General features: G+C 56.7%; 5 protein-coding genes and 1 pseudogene. 3 read left to right on the forward strand and 3 right to left on the reverse strand.

Translation table 11 applies throughout. The features are described from left to right. Positions 1 to 149 precede the first annotated feature (149 nt). Complete coding sequence (locus DXT96_RS26745) at positions 150 to 554, reverse strand: VOC family protein (RefSeq protein ID WP_153517185.1); 405 nt, start codon at positions 552 to 554, stop codon at positions 150 to 152. 186 nt (positions 555 to 740) lie between these two features. Here DXT96_RS26745 and DXT96_RS26750 point away from each other — a divergent pair, with 186 nt between their 5' ends. Further along, entirely contained in the window at positions 741 to 1454 is a 714-nt protein-coding gene (locus DXT96_RS26750; protein WP_153517186.1) for a hypothetical protein, read from the forward strand. A 304-nt stretch (positions 1455 to 1758) separates the two neighbouring features. Continuing rightward, the gene (locus DXT96_RS26755) at positions 1759 to 2673 is read left to right on the forward strand and encodes a DMT family transporter (protein ID WP_174113774.1); all 915 of its coding nucleotides are present in this window, start codon (positions 1759 to 1761) and stop codon (positions 2671 to 2673) included. A gap of 57 nt (positions 2674 to 2730) precedes the next feature. Here DXT96_RS26755 and DXT96_RS26760 read toward each other — a convergent pair. Both DXT96_RS26760 and DXT96_RS26765 read right to left on the reverse strand, forming a co-directional pair. Continuing rightward, positions 2731 to 3560, reverse strand: a pseudogene (locus tag DXT96_RS26760) (EamA family transporter). Then, positions 3557 to 4141, reverse strand: a complete 585-nt coding sequence (locus DXT96_RS26765; RefSeq protein ID WP_153517188.1) for a TetR/AcrR family transcriptional regulator — start codon at positions 4139 to 4141, stop codon at positions 3557 to 3559. Before DXT96_RS26765 ends, DXT96_RS26760 begins: the two are co-directional and overlap by 4 nt. A 144-nt stretch (positions 4142 to 4285) precedes the next feature. Between DXT96_RS26765 and DXT96_RS26770 the strand changes: the two genes are divergently transcribed. Further along, positions 4286 to 4633, forward strand: a complete 348-nt coding sequence (locus DXT96_RS26770) for a DUF3088 domain-containing protein (protein ID WP_153517189.1) — start codon at positions 4286 to 4288, stop codon at positions 4631 to 4633. Positions 4634 to 4828 lie beyond the last annotated feature (195 nt).

Below are 4828 nucleotides of genomic sequence, written 5' to 3' on the forward strand. Positions count from 1 at the left end.
TGGATCGCTACTCCTTCATTGCAGTGGACTTTCACCACCTACTCTTTGCCGGTTTGTACCGGCGCACCAAAAATCCTGATTTTGCGCCGGCGCTTCGCGACTGAACAGCAGCATTACGAAACAGTGTGGACGTTCCAGCTAAGCCAGAGTCACGGCGTTCCCTCAGCATCAACCGCATAACATACGGCTTGTAGCTTGTTGCCGTCCGGATCGCGGACATACGCGGCGTAGTAGTTGTTTCCATAGTGCGGTCGCGGACCCGGTTTGCCTTCACAGGCTCCTCCAAGTCGAAGCGCCGCCACATGGAAGCGATGAACCGCATCTTTCGTATCCGCAATGAATGCAATGTGGGTGCCGTTTCCCCATGTGGCCGGCCGTCCATCTTCTGGCGTGTAAAGGTAGATCGTAGGTAACCCGCCTTTCTCGTAGGCGGGAGGTTTGCCGGGCGGCTTTGGCAAGCGTTCGAATCCGAGAGCCCCCAGAACTTCATCGTAGAAGCGGCCCGCGCGATCAGGATTGTTGGTACCAAGCGTGACATGGCTGATGATTGACATAATTACCTCTCCGAATCTCGTGAAGAGAATAAAACAGGAACATTGTCACGCAAACGCTTTCTGCGTGCGTTGCCGAAGTATCCAGAAAATCGTAGCTTTAATTGGGATTTTTGCGAAATTCTCACGAGGAATACATGGCAGTGAGATTTGATGGAAAACGCAATCTGATTACAGCGGGGGCGCAGCGTGGACGTGGAATATTTCCTGAAGGAGCGGACCAAGTTCATCCGCTATTTCTACGACAACGGGGTCGTCGGCTTCCGAGAGATTCTCCGGCAGATCGATGAGCAGGAAGAGCCGTTTGTGCCGCCGTACAGCGAGGACGGCGAACCACCGTTCGTGGCCGAGTATATGGACGCGACTTACGGGATCGGCGCCGTGGGCGTTGCAGCCCTGTCAATGCTGTCGGATACGCTGAAGGTGTTCTTCATGACGTGGGAGAAGCTGCTCGGGATCGAGTTTCCGGCGGACTGGCGAAAGCGGTTCAAGAAAGAGGGCTTCGTCGCCGTCTATCGTGACGCATTCGGACAAATAGCGAAGGACGACTGGGCGACATGCCCCGTCAATTTCGACGTAATCGAACAGGTAGTGCTGGCGCGCAACGACGCGCAGCATGGAAAGCACCTCCACGAATTCCAGCCATCCCACTCGACGAAGACGATCGAGAAATACTCCCCGCCTCTGTTCGTCACCGAATACGAAAAGGGCGCGGCGAAGGAGGAGATTCGCGGTTTCGCCGGCGTGGATATTACGATCTCGCGAGAGGACCTCTGGACCGCCATAGAGCAGGTCGAGATGCTCGCCGGCTGGATGGAACTCAGGCTCCAGGCCGTGCGCTTTCCGCACGGCGCGGAGGCGCAAAAGCTCGCCGCGATCAGGGCGGCGAGCGAGCAAGGGTAATTCTGTCGCCGAGTTCGCCGAGTGCGTCACCCCCATGTTTGTATTGCACAATACAAGAAGCTCTCGCCGCGCGTGAGACAATTGCGGCCGTCAGATGCTTAGGCGTGCCTGGCATAAGTCTGACAGTATCGAACGGTGCGGCCCTTCCCTGTCTGTCGAACCGTGGTCTAGCGATCTGGCCGTGTTACAAAGTTCCTCATTTTTTTGGTTTCGGAGATGGGCTGCCTGTAAATTCCCACTATCTTCCAGAACAACAATTGCTAATGTCGACGCTTATTCCGGCATCCCGCAATGTGAGGTAGGTATGGCTGCGATCACCTATAATATGGTTGAAACGAGTGATGGTGGCGGAAGTCACGCGACCGGAGGCGTACCGAGAAGAACTGCCACCTTGATCGGTGCATTGTCCATTTTCTTTTGGGCGACATGGCCGTCCCTGGCTCTTTTTGCTGCCCCTGCCCCTACATTTCAGATTTTGGCAATTGGCCAGGCCGTGGGCTTCTTCATGCTCGCAGGCCTGCGTCTGATCCGGGGACAAAACCTGCTGGATATGTTTCCACGATCATGGGGCATGCTGGCGTTTGGCATCATAGGTGTTCTCGGAACAAATGCTTTTAATTTTCTGGCGATAACCCGGATTCCAGCCGCTCAGGCCAGCATCATAAATTACACATGGCCAATTATGGCATTGCTGATGTCCGGTTTCCTTGGTTTCGAAAAGCTCCATCCGAAGCACTACGCAGCGATCCTCGTGGGGTTTGTGGGGGTCGTGTTCGTCATAAATCCCTGGAGTGGCCTGACCTTTGATCTCACAGGCATCGGGTTGGCCCTTATGGCAGGCGTATGTTATGCGAGCTACACCATTTACCGCCAGTTCGACCGGATCACTCCATCCGATGCTGTAGGAATTTATGGGCTATTCGCTGCCATTGCATGTATGGCAATGCATTTCTCGTTTGAGACAACGCAGGCCCTGAACACGTCGCAGTGGGTTGCTATCATCCTATTGGGGATAGCCCCCATGGGGCTTGGATATGCGCTCTGGGACTACGGCGTCGCGCGTGGGGACACGCGACTTATGTCCATTCTCGCATATGGGACACCTCTCCTCGCGACACTTCTCTTGATCGGCTTGGGGCTTGCTGCCTTTTCTACCTCGCTAATGATCGGAGCGGTGTTCATCATTATGGGAGCGGCGCTGGGTACCTGGAAATCCTAAGAGCGATAGGGATGCAAAGAGTGTCACAAAACTCCTGACTTTTTACGTCACCTGCAATCAAAGCCCGAGCAGGATTGCGCCGGCCGCGACGATCAGGCAGGCGAAGATGCGCCGGGCGCTCAGAGTTTCGCCAAGAAACAGCCAGCCGATCAGAACGGCGAAGACGACACTCGTTTCCCGTAACGCCGTGATCGGGCCGGCTTGTTGAGAGCGAACGCCGCGACCACGACGCCATAGGCGACCATCGCGACCAGGCCGCCACCAAGCGCCTTCCATGTGGCGGATGCGCTAAAATCAACCACCAGCCGCCGACGCAGGGCAAGGAAGGCGGCCGGCAGAAATATCCCATAGAGCACAAGCACCCAAGCCGTGTAGGCCCCGCTTTGTCCGGTTTGCCGTACCCCCATGGAATCCACGGTCGCATAGGCGGCAATGATTGCGCCGGTCGCCAGTGCGAACAGGATGGATGAGGTCGAGGCTCTCCCTTTCCCAAGCGCCAGACTCATGATGCCCAAGGCAATAAGGACAACGCCGGCGATCTGACAGGAATTGAGTGTGTCGCCGGTGATGATGAAGCCGCCGAGCGTCACCAGCAGCGGCACGGTTCCCCGGACGATCGGATAGACTTGCCCCAATTCCCCGTAACGATAGGCAGCGACGAGGAAGATGCTGTATCCGACCTGAAGGAGGGCCGAGAGAACGATATAGAGCCAGGCGCCGGACGTCGGCATAGGATAGATGAACACGAACGGTAGGGCGAAAACCGTGCTGGCGAAGCTCATGACGGTGACGGTCCAGAGCCGATCGCCGCCGTTGCGCAGGAAGGCATTCCACGTCGCATGCAGGATCGCGGCGAACAGCGCGAGGCCAATGACAACCGCACTCATTGCGACCGTCCCACTGGGGCCAGCACATCGGCCGCCGCCTTCCGTGCGCTGGCGATCGCCGTCTTGCTCTGCCCCATATGAGCAAGCACCGTTGCCCCCTCGATCAGCATGAACAGCGTTGTGGCGACGTGCTCGGCGCGATCGTCCGGCAGGGATTGCGCCAGAATGTCCCGGAGCCGCTGTTGCAGGTCGCGCTTTTGCCGTGCGACTGCCTCGAATACGGCATGGGCTGGATCTCCGAACTCGGCCAATGCGTGCTGGAACAGGCAGCCGTGAAAATCCGAGCTATCGAACCAGCGTTCGTGCCAGTCGAAAATCGCCGCGATCTTCTCGCCCGGTGTCATCGCCGCCCCGGCGAGCTGGTCGAGGTGTTGCCCGAAGCGCTCCGCCCGCCAGCCCAGAACCTCGACAATCAAACCCTCCTTGCTCGGGAAGTGCCGATACATGGTCATCTTGGCGACTTCGGCCTCGGCAATGATCTTGTCGATGCCTGTGGCGTGGAAGCCATCGCGCTTGAACAGGTGATAGGCGGTTTCAACGATATGACGGCGTTTTTCGACAGCGTCGGCGCGTAATGGCATGGCAAAACCTAAATGATACAGATCGGTATCATTTGTGCAGGTTGCCGAGCATTGGTCAATGTGTTATCGCGGGGATATCGCGGAAACCTGGCTTTTATGCGGGTTTCGGGTATTTCCATCCAATCAGCAGATCAGGGATCGAAGATGAATCGCGACAAGCTCTTTTTACTGCGTCCGGATTTTGAAGACCCTTCTTATCCGGGGCAGCGATTCTATTGCTGGCATTGCGCCCTCATGGAAGGTGTCCTAGCCTCGTTTCCGGAGCTGGCGAAGCGGTTCGACGTAGAACGAATTGAGTGGGCCCGGCCGAGGCTTCCGGTCATTAGGATCGTGGGGGAGGAAAACCAGTCTCTCCCGTTGTTGGTCCTGGCGGATGGGGCAACCTCACCCCATCAAACGGGCATGTATCAGGGCCGAGGATTCATCTCAGAGAAGGACAAAATTCTCGCCGCTTTGTCGGAGCGTCACGGTTTCCCCGATCCGCATCCGTGAGGTCCCGAAATTGTCGCAAAACTCGGTCGCGAAAATCGGCCTTTTGCACATGACTTTTGCGACGGATTTTTCCCTTAAAAATCAGCGCCGCCGATTTTGTCGCGAATGTTAGGATTTCTGGTGCGCCGGTACAAACCGGCAAAGAGTAGGTGGTGAAAGTCCACTGCAATGAAGGAGTAGCGATCCACATTGGCC

It is taken from the genome of Agrobacterium sp. ICMP 6402 (genome assembly GCF_009498615.1).
GTDB classification, from domain to species: domain Bacteria; phylum Pseudomonadota; class Alphaproteobacteria; order Rhizobiales; family Rhizobiaceae; genus Agrobacterium; species Agrobacterium burrii.

Excerpts from the sequence above, each read along its gene's own strand:
- DXT96_RS26765 (WP_153517188.1), bottom strand. The coding sequence starts at position 4,141 with ATGCCATTACGCGCCGACGCTGTCGAAAAACGCCGTCATATCGTTGAA.
- DXT96_RS26745 (WP_153517185.1), bottom strand. The coding sequence starts at position 554 with ATGTCAATCATCAGCCATGTCACGCTTGGTACCAACAATCCTGATCGC.
- DXT96_RS26770 (WP_153517189.1), top strand. The coding sequence starts at position 4,286 with ATGAATCGCGACAAGCTCTTTTTACTGCGTCCGGATTTTGAAGACCCT.
- DXT96_RS26755 (WP_174113774.1), top strand. The coding sequence starts at position 1,759 with ATGGCTGCGATCACCTATAATATGGTTGAAACGAGTGATGGTGGCGGA.